The organism is Salegentibacter sediminis (genome assembly GCF_002078605.1).
Classification (GTDB): Bacteria; Bacteroidota; Bacteroidia; order Flavobacteriales; family Flavobacteriaceae; genus Salegentibacter; species Salegentibacter sediminis.
The window spans coordinates 39,100-62,622 of record NZ_MSJR01000012.1; the positions used below are offsets into that span (position 1 = coordinate 39,100).

A 23,523-nucleotide genomic window follows, 5' to 3' on the forward strand; every position below is an offset into this window, starting at 1 on the left:
TTGTACGCAATTTTAGACATAGAGACGACTGGTGGAAAATACAATGAGGAAGGAATTACCGAGATTGCTATTTACAAATTCGACGGGCACCAGATCACCGATCAATTCATAAGCCTGGTGAACCCTGAAAAGCCTATTCAGCCTTTCGTGGTTAACCTTACCGGCATTAACAATGAGATGCTTCGAAATGCGCCCAAATTTTATGAGGTAGCGAAAAGAATTGTAGAGATTACCACAGATTGTGTGGTGGTAGCTCACAATGCCAAATTTGACTACCGGATACTCAGAACAGAGTTCAGAAGACTGGGTTTCGACTATGAGCGAAGATCGCTTTGTACGGTAGAGCTTTCTAAAAAACTTATTCCCGGGCAACAATCATACAGCCTTGGGAAATTAGTACGGGCGCTGGGAATTCCATTAAGCGACCGGCATAGAGCCAACGGAGATGCTCAGGCCACGGTTAAACTCTTTAAGATGCTTCTGGCTAAAGATGTGGAGAAAGACATTCTGAAAGATGCAGTACGGGCAGAGCCAAAACGCAACCTGGACAGCAAACTAATCAGGATGGTGGAAGATCTTCCGGGGATTACCGGGGTTTATTATCTGCATGATGCAGAAGGAGAAATCATCTATATCGGGAAGAGCAAAAATATCAAAAAAAGAGTGAATCAGCATTTCACCAACGAGCATCATAAATCAAGGCAAATGCAAAAGGAAGTTGCATCGGTGAGCTATGAAGCTACAGGAAATGAACTTATTGCATTGCTTAAAGAGAACCAGGAGATAAAACACAATAAACCCAAATACAACAAAGCCTTAAAGAGAAATGTTTTTTCTCACGCCCTCTACCATCACACCGATGAGCGAGGTTATATCAACTTTAAAATAGGAAAAGCAGGAAGAGCAAACAGTATCACCACCTTCTCCTCTTTAAAACGGGCGAGAAACGTTCTGGAAATGTGGGTAGAGGAATATGAGCTCTGCAAACGGCTTTGCGGATTGGAGAAAGGAACGGGCAATTGTTTTAATTACAGCATAAAAACCTGCCACGGAGCTTGTGTAAACGAGGAGACTGCAGAGACATATAACGAAAGAGCGCGGGAGCTTATAGCTAAGCACTCTTATTCCAGCCAGAATATGATCGTGATAGATAAGGGGCGGGATATCGATGAAAAGAGCGCGCTCCTGGTAGAGGAAGGAGAGTTTAAAGGAGTTGGCTATTACAACCTCAATCATCAAATCAATCACCTGGACATTATAAGATCTATTATCACCCCGATGAAAAATGACCGGGATGCCCAGCATATTATTCAGAGTTATTTAAGGCGTAACAAAAGATTAAAAATCATCCAACTCTCAGTACATGAATAAACTTTTACTTCTGCTATTTTTTCTGCCAGGCCTAACTTCAATTTCCCAGGAAAAAAATTTCAATCTTACCGCCTACAAACCTTCTTTAGAGGAACTAAAGGCCACATCTTACGAAAAAGACACTACTGCAAATGCCTGGTACATTTTCGAGAATGGCTACAGCCGATATGAAAATGACGGCAACTACAATGTAATAACCGATTATGCCGCAAAAATAAAGATCCTCAACCAGGAAGCTTATGACCAGGCGAGTATTTCTATCAGGCTTTATAAAAATAAAAGTGCTAAAGAGAAGATCAGAAATATAAAAGCCATAACCTACACTCTTGAGGAGGGACGGGTAAAAACTACAGAAATTTCAGCCGATGATATCTACACCGAAGAAAATCCGGATTTCGACCTCATAAAATTCACCTTTCCCAATGTGACTCCCGGATCGGTTCTCACCTATACTTACCAAAAGGAAAGTCCTTTTCGCTATAGCTTTGAAACCTGGTGGTTTCAGGATGAAATTCCAAAAGTTTCCAGCACTTTTGAAACGCGAATTCCGGGAAATTTCAATTACAATATCAGGAGCATTGGAGGATTACCTTTTAACAAGAATGATGTTAGCATTATAAAAAATTGCTTTCAACCAGATGGAATTAGCGAAAGCGGAGATTGTGTTCATGCATTTTATGAAATCAGGGATATTCCTGCCTTTATAGAAGAATCTTATTTAACTTCAAAATACAACTACATTGCCCGGCTGGTTTATGAATTAAAAGAGGTGACCCAACTCGACGGACAGATTAGAAAATTCACCCTTTCCTGGAAGGATGTAGATAAGCAGTTAAAAAGCAAACAATCAATTGGCCGGCAATTAAGCCGCACCCGCCTTGTAAAGGACCTGCTTCCCGATAGCCTGAGTCAACTTCCTAATAACATCGAAAAAGCAAAGGGGATCTATAATTTTGTGAAAAATAATTATAAATGGAACGGAAAATACCAGCTGTACCGCGATTTTAATCTTAAGGATGTTATCAGGGATAAATCGGGAAATATTTCAGGGATAAATATACTTCTTCATAATCTCTATGAAAGTGAGGGTTTTGAAGTTTTGCCCGTTTTAAGTGCTACCCGTGCTAATGGTTTTCCCACAAAGCTCCACCCGGTCATCAATGATTTTAATTATTTATTTCTCCAGCTTAAAACCGACGACCAGGAATTTCTTGTAGACGCCACTGAAAAATACCTGGATTTTGGAGAAATACCATTTAGAGCTCTTAATGGATACGGAAGATTAGTTGATTTTAAAAACGGAAGTTCCTGGATAAATATTGAAGTCAAGCATTTTTCAGCTATCTACTATCGCGATTCTCTCAAGGTGGATGCGGCAGGAATTGCTACGGGGCATTCCCAGCAAATATACTCGGGTTTACATGCGGTTTCTGCCCGTAAGAAACTCGAAAACCTCCAGGTTTCAGAAATTGCCGGAAGACTCTCTAATCCTGCACAACAAACGGGAGTGGTTACTTCCAGCTTCAAAAATCATCAACAGGTAAGCAACCCGCTCCAAATTCAGCATGAATTAAGCACAACTTCACAGAAAATCGATGAAGTGATCTATCTCAATCCGTTTAGCTTCAGGTTTTTCAGCAAAAATCCACTTCAGCTCGAAGAAAGAACTTATCCTATAGATTTTGGTTATAAGGATGTTTATACCTATTCGGTAAATGTGGAGCTACCCGAAAATTACAGCCCAATTGAACTGCCAGAACAAAAATTGATAACTTTACCCGAGGATGGAGGTAGAATTCAGCTGGTTGTAAAACAAACTGATGAGAAGAATATATTTATTCATTACCGAATAAGTTTTAACAGGGCTTTATATGTTTCAGGTTTTTACCCATACCTCAAGAAGTTTTTTAATGACATTCTTGAAATACAGAATCAATCCTTAATTGCAATAAAAGAAAATACTTAAATTTGAGAGAACGCTAAGCCGGAATTTCCTTGAAAGAAAAAGACGATTACAAGCCACCAAAATGGAAAAAAAAGCTTCATGAAGTTATCTATGAAGCAGATACGCCTGCAGGGAAATTCTTTGACATAGCTCTACTGGTCGTTATTCTATTGAGTATAATCCTTGTTATGCTGGAAAGCGTATCGAGTTATCGCTCCAGGTATTACTGGAGCTTTTATATCGCGGAATGGGTTATCACCATTATATTTTCGGTTGAATATATCCTGCGAATCATAACGATTCGAAAGCCAAAAAAATACATATTCAGCTTCTACGGAATTGTAGACCTGCTGTCTACCCTTCCAACATATATCGCGTTTGTTTTTGGAGGCAGTAATCTTCTCTTTGCCATTAGAGCATTAAGGTTGTTAAGAGTATTTAGGATATTAAAGATCACCCGTTATATTGGTGAGTCCAATAAACTGGTAAATGCTCTTAAAAACAGCAAACCTAAAATTCTCGTATTCTTATTTGCAGTGCTTATTATCTGTATAATAACAGGTACAGTAATGCACCTGGTAGAAGGTGAGGCCGGCGGTTTTGAGAATATCCCCATAAGTATATACTGGTCTATTGTAACCCTGACTACCGTAGGATTTGGGGATATTCACCCGGTAACACCTTTAGGCCGGTTACTCGCTTCTGTGCTTATGATCATGGGTTACGGGATTATAGCCGTCCCTACAGGAATTGTTAGCGCAGAATATAGCAGGAGCAGTAAAGAAGAAATTCCTACCAACACCCAGGTTTGCCCGTATTGCAATGAAACAAAGCACTTAAACAATGCCGAATACTGTCATAACTGCGGAAAAAAATTAAATGTCTAAGAATTACCTTATCACAGTGGCGGGTCCTACCGCGATAGGAAAAACATCCCTGGCCATAAAACTGGCCCGGCACTTTAACACCGAAATAATCTCTGCCGATTCCAGGCAATTCTTCAAAGAAATGAAAATAGGTACAGCCGTACCATCCCCGGAAGAGCTTGCAGCAGCCCCGCATCATTTTATTCAGCATATCTCGGTGGAAGACAATTATTCGGTGGGGGATTTTGAAAGGGACGCGATAAAAAAACTGGATGAATTATTCCAAGAACATAAGGTCGTGATCATGGCCGGGGGAAGCGGACTTTATGTAAAAGCCATCCTGGAAGGACTGGATGATTTTCCGGCGGTGGATCCTGCGATCAGGGAAGAGCTGAATGTTCAGTATGAGACCAAAGGAATTGAACCGCTTCAACAACAACTAAAAGAATTGGATCCCGAATATTATGAAATAGCCGAACTCCAAAACCCGCACCGACTCATCAGGGCTTTGGAAATTTGTATAGGGTCAGGAAAGCCTTATTCCTCTTTTCTAAACCGGAAAAAACCCGAAAGAAATTTTAAGGCGATCAATATCGGGTTGGAAGCCGACAGAAAAATAATTTATGAGCGCATCAACCGCCGTGTAGACCTGATGATGGACGAAGGTCTCTTAGAGGAGGCAGAAGCCCTGTTCCCCAAACGCCGCCTGAATGCCCTTAATACAGTGGGCTATAAAGAATTATTTGATTATTTCAAAGAATTACATTCCCTGGAAACCGCAGTTGCAGAGATCAAGAAAAACACCCGGCGGTTTGCAAAACGACAACTTACCTGGTTTAGAAAACAAGAACAGATTCGTTGGTTTCAATATAATTGCCCGGCAGAAGATATTGTAGCATATATTGAAGAAAAGATTGCCGGGGAGAATTAGTTCCGTATAATCAAACGCCTGATAATTTCCCCTTCATTGGTTAGAAGCTGTAGCGTATAGACCGCATTTTGTACTCCGTCTATCTGCAGCTCATATTCCAGATCACTCTTATCAAAGTCTTTAGAAAGAATAAGCCGGCCCCGTTTATCGAAAACAAAAACCTGTTCTACCGTGACCTCCTGCGGGGTTGAGATCTTCACCAGCCCATCGGTAGGGTTTGGATAAAGGAACACATAATCATTATCCCGCACGGGCTCGGTGCAGGTGCCTGGATTAGCATTTACAGATACTATGGTGTTTATGCTGGAGGAGTTTCCGCTGGCATCGGTGATGGTAAAAGACACAGAATTCTGCCCGGTATCCTCACAGGTGAAACGTGTTTTATCCAGACTAAAAGTTAAATCTCCACAATTATCATAAGAGCCATCGTCCAGGTCTTCGGGCGCGACCTCTGCCAGGCCGTTTTCATCGAGAGTGACACTAATGAAACTAACCTGGGCTACAGGTTTTATATTATCCTCTACGATCACTTTAATCTCACAGGAATCATTGCTCTGCCCTGTCCAGCTTAGTTCAATAGTGTTTTCTCCAATATTGTCACAGGTAAAATCCAATTGAGAAGCTACAAGATTTAATCCTGAAGCATCCCCCGTGTAAAGATCGGTAAGTTGCAGGCTTGCAGCCCCGGAGGCATCGAGTTGGAGAGTGATTTCGTCTTTACATTGGAAGTCAGAGCCAGAATTATCAGAATTGACTGTAATACTCACCGTAGCCACATTGGAATTGGCTGTGCCATCGTTGGCAATATAGGTAAAGCTATCTGGGCCGGAATAACCCGCATTAGGTTCATAAGTAAAGGAGCCATCAGAATTTAAACTTAGAGTTCCGTATTGAGGACCATCTTTCAGAATTACCGATAAAACATCATTCTCTGCATCGGTATCATTTTCTAAAACTCCGGGAGCAGCTTTATTTAAAACATCATGCTGATCTACCGAATAACTATCATCATTCGCTACGGGAGCTGAGTTGGTGGGGTTAGAACCGTCTTCCTGAGATATGAGAACAATAAAACTACATTCTGTTTGATTTCCCGAATCATCGGTAACCCGCCAGGTAACGGTTGTGGAACCAAGCGGAAATGCCTCCCCGGACTCATATCCGGCAATCAATTCCAGTTTTGGGGCGTTGTCACAGTTATCCTGAACCTGGGGGGGAGTATAGTTGATTATGGCTGAGTTTTCTTCTGAAGGAATCTCTTTCGAAATATTAGTAGGACATACGATCTCGGGATCGCTGTCATCTATAATATCTACCGAAAAATTGCAGGTGCCAATATAATCCTGTCCATCAAAAACTTCAATTTCTACTTCGAGAGTATTGTCTACACGCTGAAGACTTTGTGTTATAGTGGGTGAATTCGTGAAATTACCGGTTCCGACCTCCGATGTATAGTCAGGCTCCTCAAAGTCACAATCTTCATCCAGAATTATTGGGGCAATATCATTTTCATCAGGGCAGGTTATAAACGGGCCTTGTTCCTCGGAAAGCTCAATGGTAACGGTACAATCATCATAATTACCATAGGTGTCGGTTGCAGAATAGGTTACGGTATAAGTCCCGGGTTTATCCCATTTTGTACCTACCGGTGGATTTTGTACAATCGTCAGATCTTCTAAATCATCACAGTTATCAATAACCCGGTTTTCATAAAGATTAGGAACTTCAAAGCTACCTCCGGCAGGAAAACTGTATTGGAGAGTTGATGCCTGGCAAATCAATAGTGGGGCACCTTTGTCCAAAACTGTTACCTCTACCGTACAGGAGGCAGTTTCCCCTGTTTGACTGTCTTTAGCATTTATGACAAGTGGAAAAGTTCCAATATCGGAACAATCAAAATATTGTTCATTTAATTCGAAATCTATTCCCGAGGTGTCACCGTTCACAAATTCCTCGGTTGGAATTGTGGCTACCGATTCATTTAAGCCTAGTTCTACGGTATAGGAATCTTTGCAATTAATTTCAAACACCTCTTTTTCCTTTATAATAATTTCAAAAGAGCAAACATCTGAAACATTACCGGAAGCATCAGTCACTGTAATGTTAACGGGGGTGTTCTCTGAAATTTCAGCACCGGGAATTGGAGTTTGGGAGTACTCAGGGCCAGAATCACAGTTATCAGAAATTCCTATCATAGGTTGATAGTTTGGAACCGTATAGGTTTCCCCTGGTGCAAGGCTAATATTTTCATCCTCGGGACAAGAGGTAATTAACGGTTCAATATTATCCACCAGATCAAACTCTAAAGAGCAGATTTCAATGAGATCAGTTCCGTTTAAGACCTCAACATCAATTTGTAATTTATTATTAACTTCATTTTCGTTTACAACCTTGAAGGTAGGTGTAAAATTCTCCGTTGTAATTAGATCACCCCAATCAGGTAATTGATAATCACAATTTGCATCAAGTGGTAATTCAGGTAATGCTGAGTTTTGAGGGCAGGTTACTACGGGCTCCTGTGTTTGTTCAGTTTCATAAGTTATAGAAAATTCACATTCAGGTTGGGGATCGCAAAGAAAGAAACTATTATCCGAATTCAGATTCACTTTCACAAGTCCTTCTGATTCGGGAGTTACTTCGGCAGTGAAATTATCATATCTCGTGAAGGTTTTTAATTGGAAATCGAAATTGACATCTATTCCTGAAAAAATTCCTGGTGCAGGACCAGTAAGTTCTAAATTATTTACCAGAATATTTCCGCAGTAATCAATTTCAAGATCCACAGGTAAATTCAAACCTTGATTAAATTCCGTTACGTATTCAAAATTAGCATTTGAATCATACACATTTATAGAATAACTTGTAGATGTTATCTTATCATATTCTGAAATTAAGTCTTCGGGATTTTGGAAGATACCATTAAAAGTTATGTCATCTTGATAATCAATAACATATATATATCCAAAATCATCTACTACAACACTACCGGGCGCTCCAATATTGTCCTGGGCTCCCTCAATTGTGTGAATATGATTGTAATTTTCATCAAAAATCAAAACCCTGCCATTAGAAGTTGAACCTCCACTATCAGCTACATAAACTCTTCCCGTTTTATCAACTGCTATTCTATAAGGTCTATCTAATTTTATTTCCGAATCATCAGGCGGAAAAACTATAGGATTATTATAATTACCGGGTTGGTACACTGCTACTTTATCATATTCAACATCATAGGTACCACTGGGAGTAAATGCAACTGCGACAAAAATATTCCCGAAACTATCCGTTACAATACCAGTTGGTCCTACATCATTACTAGAATCATAATTAGGAACCTTAAAATCGTCTATTTTGGCTGTTGCACTATTATTATATACATTAACCTGTTGTTCCCCTTTATCTGCTAAGTATAATTTCTGATTACTGCCAGGAAGGCTGGCCTCGATATCCAGAGGAGAACTCAAATTCCCACCCGAAATTGATGTAGCCTGTTTATTCTCAGTAACTAAGTTCAGCGTTTTCACTCCATTACTATATGTTAAGTAAAATATATCATCTTCTGTATATTGAGAAATAGAAATCACCGCATCCCCAAATTCATCAGCTAGAAATTCCGGTATACCCATTGATAATATTTCGAAAGGATCACCTTGGACCTGAAAATTTTCTATTTCAATATCCTCTGCCCCTTTAACAAATTCAGGTTTATCTCTCTCAATATTCCCGATATTCCCGTTTATTACCACAAAATCATCTGCAACTAATTCGCGGTTTATAGATGCTTCAAGAACAATATCTATAGGAATTGGGCTTTCCTCCGTGGGATCAGGTGCTAAGCTGGAGATAGTACAATCATTCTGTCCCCTGCCCACAAAAATATTCAGGAGAAAAAACACTAAAAAGAAAGGTAGTGGGCACCTGCCCGGAAGGTACCGGAAAGTTCCATACAAGGCTGTCTCGAACGGGCGTTTCATAGTGATCTTTAAGCTGCAAGCGAAGTAAAGATAAATATTGTTTGCTGAAGTGATTAGCCCGCAGCGAAATCTTAAGAAAAAATAACAGAATTGCCCCTGGGAAGCCCAAAGCTGTTAAGAAGAGAAAAGATCCATGGATTCAGTTTAAAACAAGGCCCGAAAAACAAAAGTTTATCTTCCGGTTGGTGCTTTTGAAAAGCACTTATTTTTCAGGCCTGTTTTAGAAACTGAAAATTTTCAGCAATTAAGCTTCTGCGTTTTCATTGTTCTTCACCACCAGCCTGAAACCTTCACCGTGAATATTCAGGATCTCCACGTTTTCGTCTTTTTTCAGGTATTTACGCAGTTTGGCGATATATACGTCCATACTACGGGAGGTAAAATAGTTGTCATCTCTCCAAATTTTGGTTAGCGCCAACTCCCTGGGCATAAGATCGTTCTCATGCAGGGCAAGCAAACGCAGTAATTCGTTCTCCTTTGGTGAGAGTTTTTGAGGTTCTTCGTCCTGGAAGGTTAGGAACCTCAGTTTTGAATTCAGATGGAAATCACCAATTTTAAATTCAAACTGCTTGCTATCGGCAACGCTATCGGTTGCTTTTCGCTGCATAATAGCCTTTATCTTCATAAGCAAGACTTCAGAGTCGAAAGGCTTATTCAGGTAATCGTCGGCTCCAACTTTATAGCCTTTAAGCACGTCTTCCTTCATCGCTTTTGCGGTAAGGAAGATAATAGGAATTTCTTCATTCTTCTCGCGAATTTCCTTAGCCAGGGTGAACCCGTCTTTATAAGGCATCATCACGTCAAGTATACAAAGGTCGAAATCGTCTTTCTTGAATTTCTCAAAGCCTTCCATTCCGTTTTTGGCGTGAGTGACCTCATAGTCGTTCATCGCCAGATAATCTTTAAGAACAGTTCCGAAGTTCGGATCGTCTTCTACTAACAGGATTTTTTTGTTTTCAGTTTCCATATATTAAGATATTAGTGGTAATTTAATTATAAAAGTACTTCCTTTTCCTTTTTCGCTTTCTACGGTGATCTCCCCGTGATGGTCTTCCACGATGCGTTTGGAGTATGCCAAACCTAATCCGTGGCCTTTCACATTGTGAATATCACCGGTATGTTCGCGATAAAATTTTTCGAATATTTTCTTCTGAACAATTTTGCTCATCCCCGCCCCCTGATCGCGGATCTTAAGGATGATATAGTTCTTTACATTTTCGGTATAGACATCTATTTTGGGCTCTTCGGTAGAATATTTAACGGCATTATCCAGAATATTCACCACCACATTGGTAAAGTGATCGGGATTGGCCAGGATGGAAGAACGCAAAGCCGCAAAATGAGTTTTAATATAACCTCCACGGTCTTCTACCAGAAGTTGCACATGAGTCATGGCTTCTTCAACCAGGTCGTGCAATTGAATTCTTTCCTTTTTAAGATCGAGCTCGTTCTTTTCCAGCTTAGAGATGCGCAGCACATTCTCTACCTGCCCATGCATGCGTTTGTTCTCATCCCGAATCATTTGCAAATATCGACTGGTTTTTTCCTCATCGTTCTTGATCTTAGGATTCTTTATAGCGTCCAGGGCGAGGTTGATGGTAGCGATAGGCGTTTTAAATTCATGAGTCATATTATTGATAAAATCGGTTTTGATCTGAGAGATCTGTCGTTGTTTTATCAATTGAGATAAAGCGCTGGAGTAAGCGATAACTATAATAAGCGTAAAGATTATAGAGAGGGCTGCCATTAGCACTACAGAAGAGAGCACGGCTTTTTTCTTTCCGGGGAGATTCACCAGCAACTGATAATTGCTGTTTCCCGTATTATCTAAAAAAAGAGGCACTCCATAAGTGGCTGGGTGATTCAAACTGAAATTTTCAGAATGAAGGTTTGTAGCGATTGAGTTGCTGTAAATTCCGTATTCGAAATCGGTAACAAGATCGCGGTTTTTCAGTTCCTTAGTAATAAGTCTTTTTATCACCTCATCGCTTACCCGGTCATGAAGCGGAAGCTTACTCGTATATTCTGCAATACTGCTTCGCAGGATATCCTTTTCTACCTGGTCCATCCTCATCATGCGGGAAATTTGTTGCTGGGCGCTAAGGGTATTGTTACCATCAAGGTTTCGCCGGGAAACAATATTGGTAACCCGTTTATTTATAAGTTTGGTGAAGGGAATACTATCGCTGGTAGCACTTAAGAAGCCCGAAGAAACTTTATAATCCTCCTCCAGGATAGATTCGGTATGAAAGAGCGACTGATTGCGTAATTTATTTTCGCTGGTATAGGAATATTCGGTGAGCTTAGATTCTTCCAACTTAGAGTTTGTGGAATCAGAATCAATAAATTTTATATAATACTCTTCTAACTCCCTGTTTTGTATTTCATTAGAAACCTTTATCAATACCTGTTTCGCGTTATACGAAAACTGTTCTTCCTTATCATCAACCGCACCCTTAATCCAATATCCCTGGACGAAAATTATCCCAATAAGTGAGAGGCTCATCAAGACTACCAGGATGAAGAAAAGCTTTTTATTCATGCCCTCAAAAGTAAGATTTTAACATTTAGAGCTTAACCGGTTTAACCAAATGTTAACAAAACTTTCCTCAATTTTTGCGGGATTTTAAGAGAATCTCATGTAATTCTGCAACCTGTGATTTTGTAAGGGCTAGATCGGTATTTTCGATTTGGAAATCGGCGAGTTTTAACTTCTTTTCATCAGACCACTGGTTGGCCATTCGGGCCTCTATTTCTTTTATTTCTGAATTATCCCGAAACTGCAGTCTTTTAATTTTCTCCTCATAAGGAGCGGTTACCAGAATAGTGCGGTCGCATTTTTCATGTCCGCCTGATTCAAAAAGAATTGCCGCTTCATAAATAATATATGGTGCTTCCTGCCAGGAGAGCCAGTTTTGGAAATCGGCTGCCACAGCAGGGTGTATTATCCTGTTCAAAGCTTTCAGTTTTTCTGAATCCTTAAAGACCCGGGAAGCGATATATTTTCTATTCGGCTCCCCGCCGGAGTATGCTTTGTCCCCAAAAAGCTCCACTACTGCTTCTTTGATTTCTTCAGAAGTAAGCATCAAACGTTTTCCTGCCTCATCGGCGATATATACCGGGATCCCGAGTTTTCGAAAGAAATTGGCTACAGTGGTTTTCCCACTTCCTATACCACCGGTTAAGCCTACTATCATCATCGTTTTATGATAAACTGGATCTTCCGTTCACTAAGCCGGATATTCGTTACAAAATCAGGTTTTCTAACAAGCTCGGCCAGCAGGTAATCCTGCCCTTCGGTGATATCATCAAAATCACATACCACTGAAAAATCTTCAGGATTCACCAAATCGTATTGTTTAAGGTTTACCTGGTAAAATAATTTTACCTCCTGCGGAAATATACTCAGGTTAAGGTCCGAAGGAACATTCTGAACTTCCACAGGTACCCGCACCTGGCCTTCAGTAAATTTTTCAACTTCAAGGGCATAGGAAACCTGGGTTTGATAAAAACTCAGCATTTCAAGACCTATGGTGTCTATGCCAATTTTCCCACTAATATCTTCGCTAACATCTCGTTTTTCAATCGGAAAAGTATGTATTTCGGTAAGGCTGTCAATAATAGACTCCGGGCCACTAACATCAATAGAATCAGGGTTTAACCGAATTTCTTCATTTGCCGAATAACCAACAGCATAGGACAAATTTAACTCCGGAATCACCTTTAGACGTTTTAGCAGCTTAGGCTGAAATCCTATTATAATTTCCTCTGCAAGGAAGCGGTTTTTTTCAAAATCAATATTGAGTTGCCGTACAATATCTTCGCGGTTAGCTTCGATAGAATAAACCAGGTGGCCATTTTCTTCCCGGGCCTGTTCCAGGTCGATTTTTAATTCAGGGGTAAACCACCTGAAATACAAAATGCTAAAGCCTTTATCCTGCATCCTGATATCTACAGAAACCGGTTTTTCTTCCGCGATACTTTTATCCATCGGTGCATTTACATATTCCAAAGGTATAGACACCACCTGCGTATAATCTTTAGACAACTGGACCAGCACCCATACCAGCGCAGCAAAAAAGAGAAAAAACCCAAAGGTTTGCAGGTTGGATTTCTTTAGAAAGTCGGGAGTTTTTATCGTGGTTTTACGCATGTTTAAAGAATAAATGTGGAAATGCAATTTCGGGCTTCTTTTTCAAAACTTTAAGCTGCCATACAGATTTAAAAAAACCATATCCATAGCCCACAAATTGCACCAGAACGGCATAGACCGAAAACAAACCAATGTTAAGACTTTTATTCTTAATAGCCGAATCCAGCAATACAAACATAAAATAAAGCAGGTAAAGACCAAAAAACCACCATAAGCCTGTGCTTAACAAGAGAATGGAAAAAATAAAACCGGCAGTAAAGACACTGGGAAACCAGTAGGTGATCTTACCAGATCCGGGATGCCAGAAGTTAAGGATTGGCCGCACCATCCCAAATTTTTCCACCTGGTGATAAAATTTATTCCAATCGATGCGGCGCTTATGATAAACTTTCGCATCGGGAATAAGGCAGGTTTTATAGCCTTCTTTCTGAAGCCTCAAAGAAAGATCGGGATCTTCTCCCGGGTGGATAAGGCCGAAACCGCCTGTGGCTTCAAAGGCTTTTCGGGAAATCCCCATATTAAAGCTGCGGGGTTCAAATTTATTTACCGAAGATTCCTTACCGCGTATCCCTCCCGTGGTTATAAAAGAGGTCATCGCATAGTCAATCGCTTTCTGGGTATCGCTAAAAGCAGGATGTGCCGCATCGGGCCCACCAAAACAATCGCAGAAAGTATTTTCAAGAAAGCGATCTACATTTTTAAGATAATCGGGAGGCAGCAGGACGTCAGAATCCAGAATTATAAAATAATCGGCTTTGGCATATCGCATTCCAAAATTGCGGGAATCGCCAGGCCCGCTGTTTTTCTTATAATAATAACTAATGTTTAGCTGTTGTTGATACTCCTTTATAACATCGGTGGCAGGTTTCGAAGAACCGTCTTCTACTATCACTATTTCAAAAGGCCTTTCAAAATCGAGGGCCAGCATACTTTGCAGCAGCTCCCTGATCTCATCGGGGCGATTGTAGACAGGAATCACAAACGAATATTCCAATTTCATCTTATAAAGGTACTAAAAGAATAGGGCTGCCGGAAAAAACAGGATTCCATTTTTTCCTCACAGCCCTTTATTTAATAGGAATCTTATTCCTGGTCTTTCATAAAAGTCTCCATAACCTCCTGGCTTACTCCCATATTGGAGAAACCGCCATCGTGATATAGATTTTGCAGGGTCACTTTTTTGGTAAGGTCAGAGAAAAGTGTGAGCGTATAATCGGCGCATTCAAGAGCTGTGGCATTCCCAAGTGGCGACATTTTATCGGCGTAAGCGATAAAACCATCAAAGCCTTTCACCCCTGTCCCGGCAGTTGTTGGGGTTGGGGATTGTGAAATAGTGTTCACCCTTACTTTTTTATCTTTTCCGAAGAAATACCCGAAACTACGGGCTATAGATTCAAGATAAGCTTTATTATCGGCCATATCATTATAATCGGGAAATACGCGCTGTGCGGCCATATAACTAAGGGCTACAATGCTCCCCCACTCGCTCATCGCTTCTTTTTTATATAAAACCTGCATGGTTTTGTGAAAAGATACCGCCGAAACATCCCAACCTTTAGTGGTGAAGTCGTAATTCATATCGGTATAATGGTTGCCCTTTCTCACGTTTACCGACATTCCGATGGAATGCAAAACAAAATCGATCTTACCGCCAAGAATCTCCATCGCCTTTTCAACAAGGTTTTCAAGATCTTCTACTTTTGTGGCATCGGCAGGTATGATCTCCGAACCGGTTTTTTCAGCAAGTTGCTGAATATTCCCCATTCGCATTGCGATAGGTGCATTGGTAAGCACAAACTTTCCGCCTTCTTCATTTACCCGTTCTGCAGTTTTCCAGGCGATAGAATTTTCATCTAAAGCACCGAAAATAATTCCTCGTTTCCCTTTTAGCAGGTTGTATGACATGGTATTGTTTTTTATAGATTGTTGAGCCTGTAAAGATAGTAAAATTCCCGTCAGAGGCTCAACCTGTTAGTTTCTAATTCAACAGCGCCCTGGCATGTGCCATTGCCGATTCGCTAATATTATTCCCGCCCAGCATCATCGCGAGTTCTTCTATGCGCTGGCTAGGTTCCAGTTCAGTTATCCTGGTAGTTGTTTTTCGTGCTGAATCTTCTTTAAAGATCTTAAAATGGCTATTCCCTTTCCCCGCTATCTGCGGAAGGTGGGTGATCGCGATCACCTGCATAGACTCGCCCATACGCTGGAGAATTTCTCCCATTTTTTGCGCAATATCCCCGGAAACCCCGGTATCGATCTCATCAAAAATTATGGTTGGCAAACTGCTTTGTGCAGCCAGAATACTTTTTACCGCCAGCATAATACGCGATAATTCCCCGCCCGAAGCCGCCTTTTTCATCTCCTTGAAATCTCCGCCTTTATTGGCCGCGAGATACCAGAATAATTGATCCTGGCCGTTTGTCAATAACTCCTTTTGAGGTTTTAGCTCGATTTTAAGGCGGGCATTTGGCATTCCTAAACCGGCAAGGATCTCTTCGGTTTGTTTTATAAATGGCGGAATGATCTTTTTTCGATTCTGGTGGATCTTCGCTGAAACCTCAACAAGGCCTTTTTTGGCTTCTGCAATAGCTTTTTCAGCTTCCAGCAAGGAGGCTTCGGCATTCTCACTCACCGATACTTTTTCCTGAAGCCGGTCTTTTATTTCCAGTAATTCTTCAATGTTCTCTGCGGAATGTTTTTTCTGAAGATTATAAATAAGCTGAAGTTTCTGGTTTGTTGCTTCCAGTTCCTCTGGATTGGCTTCAACCCGCTCCAGGGCGTCTGAAAGTTCCTGCGCGATATCATCGAGTTCAATTATGATACTTTCCACACGATCGTTCAAACTTTCATAAGTACCTGAAAAACCAGCTATTTTAGACAATCCAACCCGTGCCTCTTTGAGGGTCTCCAAACTTCCAATGTCCTCCCGGCCGATGAGTTCTACGGCAGAGCCCAGCTTCTCGGTAAGTTCTTCTACATTATTCAACTCTTCATAGCGGCTTTCCAGCTCCTCCAGCATTCCGGGTTTGAGTTTTGCTTCTTCCAGTTCATTCAGCAAAAAAAGATTATAATCATATTCCCTGGTGGCCTGGGCCTGCTCCTCCTTTAATTCTTCAAGCCTGCGATTAAGTTTTTTAAAATCCCTGAAGCGATTTCGGTAATCCAGAAGTAAACTTTCATTTCCCGCGATGGTATCGATCACCTGAAACTGATACTCATTATTTCCGAGGCTAAGGGTTTCATGCTGACTGTGAACATCGATAAGAAAACCTCCCAGTTTATTCAGGGAGGAAAGCTTTACCGGCGTATCGTTTACAAAAGCCCGGGATTTCCCGGAAGGCAATATCTCCCGACGAATAATAGTTTGGGTTTCAAAGTCCAGATCTTCTTTCAGAAAGAAGTCTTTCAAATTATAATTCCCAATATTAAAAGCCCCTTCGATGACACACTTTTTAGCAGTGTCGCGAATAGCACTATAATCGGCACGATCTCCCAGCAGCAGGCCAAGGGCGCCAAGCATGATAGATTTTCCGGCACCGGTTTCCCCGGTAATTATAGTAAAGCCTTCCTGAAGTTTAATATTTATATCTTCAATGAGGGCGTAATTTTTTATGGATAATGCAGTAAGCAAGTTGTTGAAATTTGCGCTAAATATACGGGAGAAATATTTCCCAATCAACCGTGAAAATAATTATTGCAGGTTTCGCCAGTTTCGGGAATAACGCGGGGCAATATTGCTTAGGGTTTGAGTTAGTCCGGGCCGGTTAATGGCAGGTCCCCCGCTAAATATTTGAGAGATCTCATCGGCTTTAGAATCGAAAAATGTACGTAGTAAGAGAGAATTTGCACGACGACGATTCATCGTCTCCAGTTCCGCCATAACATCGGCGATTACTATTTTGCCTTTTTCTGCATCACGATGCATCTCATCCAGCCCAAGGCGGTGATATTCGTAAAGAGCGCTACGATATTCGGCAAAGGTATTTGAAAGAAGATCGGTATTGAGACGGTAGCGGGAATTATTACCATCGGCGCCACTCCAGCCCTGGTTCCCACTCTGCTGGGCGGTGGTAAGTATCCTGTTAGCTTCCTGATAATATTCAGTCCCCCCTTCAGGAGAAAAAGTATCGGCATCAAGGCCTAAAATAGTATAGACATAAAAACTCACCACAGAAACGAGATTGGAGCTATAGGAGTTTTGGCTGTAGTTTAAGGGTTGGTATTCGCGGTAATTAAAAGCAAATTGCTCATCGTTGAAATTAAAAACCGGACTCACCATAGTGGTGCCGTAAACAGGACGTGAGGATTGCACCTGGATGGTACCGGAAAATGATTCTCCTTCAAAGCTGTTCAGGGTTATGAACATACTGCAGTTAATGCGCTCATGGGGTAAAAATTCCTTATCGGTCCAGTTGGTTTGGTTTACAAATTCGGCAAGGGCACGTTCCAGGGTGCGGAAAACAGAAAGATTGCTTTGGCCCGTTTGTTCGGTATTTAAAACCACCTGACAATTGAGCTCCTGAGCCTTCATTTGACTAAGGCCGGCAAACATCAAAAAAATCAGGAGTAAGTTACGCATTTATCAAAGTTACGATTTCATTTAATATATCAGCCGCTACTTCCGATTTTGGTTTCAGATCAAATTCTTTAACCGAATCAGGAAACACGATAGTGATCTTGTTGGTGTCTTTTTTAAAGCCTGCTCCTTTATCCTGAAGTGAATTCAGGACTATAAAATCAAGGTTTTTACGTTTCAGCTTCCCGCGGGCATTTTCAAGTTCATCGTTGGTTTCCAGCGCAAACCCGATGAGCAGTTGATCTTTTTTAATTTCTCCCAGGCCGGCAAGAATATCACGGGTTTTTTCCAGCTCTAACGTAAGATTATTGTCGTTTTTCTTAATTTTTTGGGAGGCTACCTGTTTTGGTTTGTAATCGGAAACTGCGGCAGCAGCGATCACCACATCGGCTTCAGGAAAATATTTATTTACCTCGGCATACATCTCTTCATTGCTCACCACGCGAATGAGTTTCAGGTTTGGCTCGCTGATCTCTAAATGTGTGGGACCGGAAACAAGAATCACATTGGCTCCCAGAGCGGCAGCTTTTTCAGCCAGGGCAAAACCCATTTTGCCGCTGGAATGGTTACCTATAAAACGCACGGGATCTATAGCCTCATACGTTGGACCAGCAGTAATTAATATGGTTTTTTCCTTCAAAGGAAGCAGGGCTGAAAAATGCTCTTCCAGGAATTGCATGATATCTTCGGGTTCGGCCATACGGCCTTCCCCATGGAGCCCACTCGCAAGTTCCCCTGTTCCCACCGGGATCATAATATTCCCGTATTCCTTAAGTTGATCGAAGCTGTTATTGGTAGAGGGATGCCTGTACATATCCAGGTCCATAGCCGGAGCAAAAAACACAGGGCATTTAGCCGAAAGATAGACGGCAAGCAGTAAATTATCGGAGGTCCCTGAAGCCATTTTGGCCAAAGTATTTGCCGAGGCAGGGGCTACAATCATAAAATCGGCCCAGAGGCCGAGTTCTACGTGATTATTCCAAACGGCATTTTCATCTTCCTCATTGGTAAAAGATGAATACACCTCGTTTTTCGAAAGTGTGGAAAGAGTTAAAGGAGTAACAAATTCTTTAGCAGCCGGCGTCATCACCACTTTTACATGGGCACCGGCTTTAATAAGAAGTCTTACTAAAAAGGCAGTTTTATAGGCAGCGATACCACCGGTAACGCCTAAGAGTACGTTTTTACCTTTTAGCACCGACATAATACCAGGTTATGCTTCTTCAGATTCCTTGGTATTACGGTAGTAGATCTTGTCATCCAACCACTCCTGAATCGCTAAAGCATGTGGCTTAGGAAGTTTTTCGTAAAACTTAGAAACCTCTATCTGCTCTTTATTTTCAAAGATTTCGTCAAGGCTATCGTTGTACGTAGCAAATTCGTCCAGCTTCTCAAGCAATTCTTTTTTGATCTCAGCATTGATCTGGTTAGCGCGTTTTGCTACTACAGAAATAGCTTCATAAATGTTGTTGGTTGGCGCGTCTACCTTATTCTTGTCGATAGTGGTAGTGTTCACCGGGGCCTCAGATTTCTTAATGTCCATCATTCTTTCTTGCTTATTATAAATTTTGTAACCTCGTTTCAATATCTTCTACAGAAGCTTCCATCGTAGAGAGGTATTCTCCCTCCGGATATCGCTTCACATAACTTTCGTAATATGTTTTTGCTTCATTTAAACGCTCTTCCATAAGGCTGGCAAAGCTATTTATAGCCAGCAGGTAAGCAGCATCAAACCGGTAATAGAACGCCTGTTCTCTAAAAGGGGAACCCGGATACTCTTTGATGAAATTATCAAAAGAAGTAATCGCAGCTCTGTAATTACCTGCACGGGCAAGGCCGGTGGTATGGTATTGTTTTGCTATTTCAAAAGCTTTTTTCTCCAGTTTCACTCTTAATTCGGTTGCCAGTTCATTGGCTCGAACGGCATATTCCCCCTCAGGGAAAGTATTTAGATACGCCTGAAGTTCGGTAATAGCTTTACGGGTATCGGTTTGATCCAGGTCATAGCGTGGGGAAAGCTCATAATAACTCGCAGCTTTCTTGAAAGCGGCCTCTTCTAGTTTTTCAGAATTAGGATAGGATTGCTGAAAACGCTCAAACTGATAGGAAGATAGGTAAAAATCCCCCAGCTGGTAATAAGTATCGGCAAAAAGGAAACTTAATTTTTCTCCTTGCGGCTTACCCCTGTATTGAGGTACAATTTGTTCAAAAAGACGAAGTGCCTTCCTAAACTTTGGTTTGCTTTCTTCTTCTTTAGCTTCATTATAAAGCTGTTCGGCGGTAGTATATTTCGCACCGGTGTCCTCGCTTTTCAGGAGTTTTTGATACTCGCTACAGGAGACACTTAGCAACAATACACTAACTAATAAAAAGGCTTTTTTCATTCTTTGTAAAAACATCTGGCAAAAGTACATTTTTTCCTGAGTATAAAAAAACTTTCAATCACAGGGCCATAACCCGAAAACAGGAGGTTTATTGTAATCTCAGGAAAAACTTAATCCGGATTAAGGTTGAAGGCAGTCCAAAAATAATAACCCCCGCTATAAGAACGGGGGTAAAAAATTATAATTAAAAGCTATCCACAAAATCATTTATCTGCTTTGTTAAAGCATCTGAAGCCTTAACAAGGGGAAGGCGCAATACATTTTGACAGAGTTCCTTTTTATGAAGCAAAGCTTTGATCCCGGCAGGATTACCTTCAGCAAAAATCATTTCTATAGAAGGCGCTATTTTATAATGTAATTTATAGGCTTCCTTTGCTTTTTCCGCCAGCCCGAGATTTACCATTTCTGAAAATTCGTTCGGAAAGCCCTGAGCAATAACAGAGATCACGCCTTTTCCTCCGGCCAGCACCATGGGTAAGGTAATCATATCGTCGCCAGAGATCACAAGGAAATCTTCGGGAACCAGGGAGATAAGCTTCATGGCCTGTGCGATATCGCCAGCTGCTTCTTTAATCCCAATCACATTAGGTAGATCCCTGGCTATTCGATTTACCGTTGTGGGCAAAATATTAGAGGCGGTCCTACCCGGCACATTATATAAAATAACAGGCAAGGCTGAAGCCTCTGCTATCACCTTGAAATGCTGATAAATTCCTTCCTGAGTGGGCTTGTTATAATAAGGAGACACCGATAACACAGCTGAAAAGCCTTCCAGATTTTCGGTCTTCAACTCCCCGGCAAGCGCCGCGGTATTATTCCCACCGGCTCCCAGGACAAGAGGAATGCGGCCATTATTCTTTTTTACAACAGTAGCCTTTATAAGTTCTTTTTCCTCTTTGGTGAGGCAGGCACTTTCTGCGGTCGTGCCGAGCACAACCAGGTAATCTATATTGTTTTCAATCTGGTTTTCGACCAGGTTTTCCAGGGCTTCCACATCTACCGAAAAATCTTCCCTGAACGGGGTGATAAGCGCAACCCCGGTACCAACAAATTCTTTCATTTTTATTTATTCTCCTTTTAAAATCTTTAAATATTTGGTCAACTCCTCAGTAAAAACTTCAGGTCTATTCCCATCGTTTATACTAAGATTCACCTCTTTTTCTTCAAATCTTCCGGCTTTAACCCGGGCCGGGATCACCTCCCGCAAAAACAAAGCTTCCGGATTGTTTTTTTCAGTATAGCTTATTACAAGATCGGGGCCAGACTGAATAATATCCATCAAAGCCTGGTTTTTAAGCTTTCCATTATAAGCGATATCCTTAAACTGAAAAACTATCGCCTCTTCCCTGATTTTTTCACCAGTTCCACAATGAATAATCTGAAACCCCTCCTCAGGAATTCCAACCTTCTTAATTAATCCTGTCATACTATCTAAGATTCCTTCATTAGGTGAATCGTAAAGTAAAAGCAGGTTTTTAAACTCTGGGACAACCGAAGCATCCTTTGGCGCGACAGCTTTAAGCCTTTTCTTAGCAAGATAGATTTTATAAGATTCCAGCAACACACTTCGTTTGGGTGGACAAATGTAAATAATTAAAAACAGAGAGAAATGCTTTTAAAGTCTTTCAAAATAAGGAAAGTCACTTTTTTAACAGCTTTATTTTTTTTGTAAAAATAAATACAACAAAGTGCTTAAATCATATGTAAAAGTCGAAGCTTTTTTTCGGGAGTCACAAAGAAGAGAAAGGCAAAGAGAATAGCAGAAAACCTAAGCAGGTTCCCCAGCACCACGACTACGGTGTCTCGCAGATAAAATTCTCCCATTTCCCTGAAAACATCGGCAAAAATAAATGCCAGGACAAGAGTGATAAAATAAACCGATTTCCTCGAATAGGAGTTGAGATAAAAAATTAGGGCTACCCCCCCAAATACCAACAAATTCAAGTAATACAAAACATAAAGTATATACTCGGCCTGACTGTTTATGTAAAGCTCCAGCTGTAACAAGTGTTCAATTAGCAAATAAGAATTCACCAATACCACCAACAAAAAATAGCCCAGCATATATTTACTGGCATGTTCTCTCCTGGTGTAATGCAAAGCTTCCCGACCCAAAAAAATATAAGCAGACATAAAGCAGATGAGTCCGGCGGTTTTCAAATACCAGCTTTCCTCCAGACTATCGGCTAAAATGGCCGCGAGGGAAAAGCAGAGAAAGGCTACCAGATTCCAATTAGCGGCACTAAGTTTTTTAAAATAAAAAACCAAAAGAGGCAGGAAAAATAATAGCCCCGATCCTAAAACCAAATAAGGAGACCCGGAGACCACCCCATAGATATTAATGATGGCCAGAAAAAGAATGGAACAAAAAAGTATTGGAAATCTCATTCAAGTTTAATTGCGATAAATATAATAAAGTTTAGCGTTTATTGCATAATCCCCCCGTTTTATAGTAAAAATTGATTAAAACCACCATTCTACGGCTTAAGTTTAAATTCTTCTTCAGGAATAAACTTCAAATATCTGCTTTATCTTTGCACAAAATATTTCAGAAAATGATCGCTCTAAAAAATATTGGTATTCTCGCTTTCAGTTTGCTAATACTGAATTCTTGTAAGACCGAGAACCTCCGCCTTTCAGAAATAGAAGGAAAAAGAATTGCTATAGACGAAAATCAGCAAGCCGATGCTGAAGTAGAGGAATTCATACAGCCTTACAGAGAACACCTCAACAAAACCCTGGACAGCACCCTGGCGTATAACCCAAGGAGTATGAATAAAAGTGAAGGCGAGCTTAATACCGCTCTTGGAAATATGATGGCCGATATCGTGATGCAACAGGCAAATCCCATTTTAAAGAGCCGTACCGGGAAGGAAATCGATATGGTATTGTTAAATAAAGGAGGAATTCGCTCGGGCCTGGACAAAGGAGAGGTGAATGCCCGAAGCGCTTATGGGCTCATGCCATTTGAAAATGAGATCGTGATCGCCGAATTATCAGGGGATAAGATCCTGGAAATGTTGGAATATCTGGAACGAGCTAAAACTGCACATCCTGTGAGTGGCATTCAAATTGAAATGAACAGGGATTTTAAGATTACTTCGGCAACAATTCAAGGCGGGGAGATTGATCCTGAACGCACGTATTTTGTAGCAACTTCAGATTATTTGCAACAAGGCGGCGACAATATGAATTTCTTTCAAAATCCCGTTGCTCTCTATAATGTAGATTACAAACTGCGCAACGCAATAATTGATTATTTCCAGAAAACAGACACTATAAAAGCTGAAAGAGATAACAGGTTCATTAGAAAAAATTAAAAA

General features: G+C 40.9%; 20 protein-coding genes. 5 read left to right on the forward strand and 15 right to left on the reverse strand.

The window, feature by feature from the left end; translation table 11 throughout:
- From BUW93_RS13985 to miaA, 4 genes are read left to right on the forward strand one after another with little or no spacing between them, the layout of a single operon-like run.
- Nucleotides 1–1,371 (forward strand): exonuclease domain-containing protein, encoded by a 1,371-nt coding sequence (locus BUW93_RS13985; RefSeq protein ID WP_081212407.1) that lies wholly within the window; start codon nt 1–3, stop codon nt 1,369–1,371.
- On the forward strand, nt 1,364–3,337 hold the full coding sequence (locus BUW93_RS13990; protein ID WP_081212362.1) for a DUF3857 domain-containing protein: 1,974 nt from the start codon (nt 1,364–1,366) through the stop codon (nt 3,335–3,337). The genes BUW93_RS13985 and BUW93_RS13990 overlap by 8 nt, the downstream gene beginning before the upstream one ends.
- A 29-nt stretch (nt 3,338–3,366) precedes the next feature.
- Nucleotides 3,367–4,203: an ion transporter gene (locus tag BUW93_RS13995; protein ID WP_081212363.1), complete on the forward strand. Its 837-nt coding sequence runs from the start codon at nt 3,367–3,369 to the stop codon at nt 4,201–4,203.
- Nucleotides 4,196–5,113: a tRNA (adenosine(37)-N6)-dimethylallyltransferase MiaA gene (miaA, locus tag BUW93_RS14000; RefSeq protein ID WP_081212364.1), complete on the forward strand. Its 918-nt coding sequence runs from the start codon at nt 4,196–4,198 to the stop codon at nt 5,111–5,113. Before BUW93_RS13995 ends, miaA begins: the two co-directional genes overlap by 8 nt.
- Here the strand turns inward: miaA and BUW93_RS14005 are convergent.
- From BUW93_RS14005 to BUW93_RS14075, 15 genes are all read right to left on the reverse strand, one after another.
- The gene (locus BUW93_RS14005; protein ID WP_081212365.1) at nt 5,110–9,087 is read right to left on the reverse strand and encodes an HYR domain-containing protein; all 3,978 of its coding nucleotides are present in this window, start codon (nt 9,085–9,087) and stop codon (nt 5,110–5,112) included. The two genes, miaA and BUW93_RS14005, sit on opposite strands and share 4 nt — an antisense overlap.
- 244 nt (nt 9,088–9,331) lie before the next feature.
- Nucleotides 9,332–10,054, reverse strand: coding sequence for a response regulator transcription factor (locus tag BUW93_RS14010; protein ID WP_081212366.1), 723 nt, complete (start codon nt 10,052–10,054; stop codon nt 9,332–9,334).
- A 3-nt stretch (nt 10,055–10,057) separates the two neighbouring features.
- Nucleotides 10,058–11,629, reverse strand: coding sequence for a sensor histidine kinase (locus BUW93_RS14015; protein ID WP_081212367.1), 1,572 nt, complete (start codon nt 11,627–11,629; stop codon nt 10,058–10,060).
- A gap of 67 nt (nt 11,630–11,696) precedes the next feature.
- On the reverse strand, nt 11,697–12,287 hold the full coding sequence (gene coaE / locus BUW93_RS14020) for a dephospho-CoA kinase (RefSeq protein ID WP_081212368.1): 591 nt from the start codon (nt 12,285–12,287) through the stop codon (nt 11,697–11,699).
- Entirely contained in the window at nt 12,284–13,240 is a 957-nt protein-coding gene (locus tag BUW93_RS14025) for a YbbR-like domain-containing protein (protein WP_081212369.1), read from the reverse strand. Before BUW93_RS14025 ends, coaE begins: the two co-directional genes overlap by 4 nt.
- On the reverse strand, nt 13,233–14,240 hold the full coding sequence (locus BUW93_RS14030; protein WP_081212370.1) for a glycosyltransferase: 1,008 nt from the start codon (nt 14,238–14,240) through the stop codon (nt 13,233–13,235). The genes BUW93_RS14025 and BUW93_RS14030 overlap by 8 nt, the downstream gene beginning before the upstream one ends.
- Nucleotides 14,241–14,323: 83 nt before the next feature.
- Complete coding sequence (locus tag BUW93_RS14035) at nt 14,324–15,145, reverse strand: enoyl-ACP reductase FabI (RefSeq protein WP_081212371.1); 822 nt, start codon at nt 15,143–15,145, stop codon at nt 14,324–14,326.
- A gap of 73 nt (nt 15,146–15,218) precedes the next feature.
- Entirely contained in the window at nt 15,219–16,871 is a 1,653-nt protein-coding gene (gene recN, locus BUW93_RS14040; RefSeq protein ID WP_081212408.1) for a DNA repair protein RecN, read from the reverse strand.
- Nucleotides 16,872–16,931: 60 nt separating this feature from the next.
- Complete coding sequence (gene porD / locus BUW93_RS14045) at nt 16,932–17,819, reverse strand: type IX secretion system protein PorD (RefSeq protein WP_081212372.1); 888 nt, start codon at nt 17,817–17,819, stop codon at nt 16,932–16,934.
- Nucleotides 17,812–19,020 (reverse strand): bifunctional phosphopantothenoylcysteine decarboxylase/phosphopantothenate--cysteine ligase CoaBC, encoded by a 1,209-nt coding sequence (gene coaBC, locus BUW93_RS14050; RefSeq protein WP_081212373.1) that lies wholly within the window; start codon nt 19,018–19,020, stop codon nt 17,812–17,814. The genes porD and coaBC overlap by 8 nt, the downstream gene beginning before the upstream one ends.
- Nucleotides 19,021–19,029: 9 nt before the next feature.
- On the reverse strand, nt 19,030–19,359 hold the full coding sequence (locus BUW93_RS14055; RefSeq protein ID WP_081212409.1) for a DNA-directed RNA polymerase subunit omega: 330 nt from the start codon (nt 19,357–19,359) through the stop codon (nt 19,030–19,032).
- 16 nt (nt 19,360–19,375) lie between these two features.
- On the reverse strand, nt 19,376–20,215 hold the full coding sequence (locus tag BUW93_RS14060; protein ID WP_081212374.1) for an outer membrane protein assembly factor BamD: 840 nt from the start codon (nt 20,213–20,215) through the stop codon (nt 19,376–19,378).
- 169 nt (nt 20,216–20,384) lie between these two features.
- Nucleotides 20,385–21,260 (reverse strand): 4-hydroxy-tetrahydrodipicolinate synthase, encoded by an 876-nt coding sequence (gene dapA, locus BUW93_RS14065; protein WP_081212375.1) that lies wholly within the window; start codon nt 21,258–21,260, stop codon nt 20,385–20,387.
- 6 nt (nt 21,261–21,266) lie between these two features.
- Nucleotides 21,267–21,761 (reverse strand): DUF6913 domain-containing protein, encoded by a 495-nt coding sequence (locus tag BUW93_RS14070; protein ID WP_081212376.1) that lies wholly within the window; start codon nt 21,759–21,761, stop codon nt 21,267–21,269.
- 131 nt (nt 21,762–21,892) lie between these two features.
- A complete protein-coding gene (locus BUW93_RS14075) occupies nt 21,893–22,588 on the reverse strand; it encodes a hypothetical protein (protein WP_081212377.1) in 696 nt (231 codons plus the stop codon).
- 167 nt (nt 22,589–22,755) lie between these two features.
- Between BUW93_RS14075 and BUW93_RS14080 the strand changes: the two genes are divergently transcribed.
- The gene (locus tag BUW93_RS14080) at nt 22,756–23,520 is read left to right on the forward strand and encodes a 5'-nucleotidase C-terminal domain-containing protein (protein WP_081212378.1); all 765 of its coding nucleotides are present in this window, start codon (nt 22,756–22,758) and stop codon (nt 23,518–23,520) included.
- Nucleotides 23,521–23,523: the final 3 nt, after the last annotated feature.